Below are 1,367 nucleotides of genomic sequence, written 5' to 3' on the forward strand. Positions count from 1 at the left end.
CCGGGCAATGACTTCCAGGATCTGCAACAGGGTGAACAGCGCACGACAGAGATTGAGTACACCGTCACTGATGAGCACGGAGCTACTTCAACCGCTAAACTGGTGATTACTGTTAATGGTGTCAATGATGCGCCGACAGCCGGTGATCTGGATAACCAGACCCACAATGATGGCGACACCGTCAATATCGATCTGAGTGACCGCTTCAGTGATGTGGATACTTCAGACAAGCTGACCTACTCGCTGGCTGATGGCTCTGATGCCCTGCCACAGGGCCTGACCCTGAATGCCGAGGGCACCATTACCGGCACCATTGATCGCAACGCCTCACAGGTCAATAGCGGCCAGTACAGCATTACGGTCCGAGCCAGTGATGGTCAGGGCGGGCATGTCGATCAGACCTTTAGCTGGACGGTTAATAATCCAGCACCTGAAGCTGGCAATGACACCGCCGAGATTATCGAAAATAGTGCCAGCATCGATGGCAATGTCATCACCAATTCAGATAAGGATGCAGCCCCTGACTCTGACCCACTGACCGTAGTAGAAGTCGGTGCTGGCAACAGCAATATCGGCACGGTTGGCGGTGCAACCACTGGCAGCTATGGCCAGTTGACTCTGAATAGTGATGGCAGCTACAGCTATCAGCTGGATAACAGTAATGCCGATGTGCAAAAGCTGTCCGGTCCGACTGAAACCCTGACCGAGACGTTTACCTATAAAGTCTCTGACGGCAATGGCGGTTTTGATACCGCAACCCTGACCATTACTATCCGCGGCACCAACGATGCCCCGATTGTCGAAACGACACTGGGTAATCAAAGCAGCACTGATGGCCAAAGCGGTGTGGCAGTCGATATCAGCACCGGCTTCAGTGACTACGATCAGGGTGACCAGCTGACCTTTAGTGCAGCTAACCTGCCGCCGGGACTGAGCATTAATGACCAGGGCCTGATTACTGGTACCCTGGATCCTTCCGCGTCACAAGGTGGAACCGATGGCAGCTACAGCGTCACCATTACTGCCACTGATAAACAGGGGCTGACAGTTCAGCAAACCTTTAACTGGAAGGTGGTCAATCTTGACCCACAGGCCGCTGATGATGCCGGGCAGGTCACCGAAGATGGTGGCGCGCAAACCGGTCAGCGCACCAGCGGAAATGTGATTGATAATGATGCGGATACCGCGCCGGACAGTGACCCACTGACCATTGTTGATGCCGATACCGGCAATCATAGCGGTCAGTATGGCAAGCTCACCCTGAATCAGGATGGCAGCTACAGTTACACCCTCAATAATAATCATCCGGCGGTACAGGCACTGGCCCAGGGTCAGACCCTGACCGATCGATTCAGCTATACCGTCAG

General features: G+C 54.1%; 1 protein-coding gene. It reads left to right on the plus strand.

What is annotated here, in order from left to right:
- Positions 1-1,367 (plus strand): Ig-like domain-containing protein (locus ACYZZ0_RS22270; RefSeq protein WP_461538871.1); only part of this gene is annotated, 1,367 nt, incomplete at both ends.

It is taken from the genome of Spongorhabdus nitratireducens, assembly GCA_947387575.1.
Taxonomy (GTDB): domain Bacteria; phylum Pseudomonadota; class Gammaproteobacteria; order Pseudomonadales; family Endozoicomonadaceae; genus CANDOC01.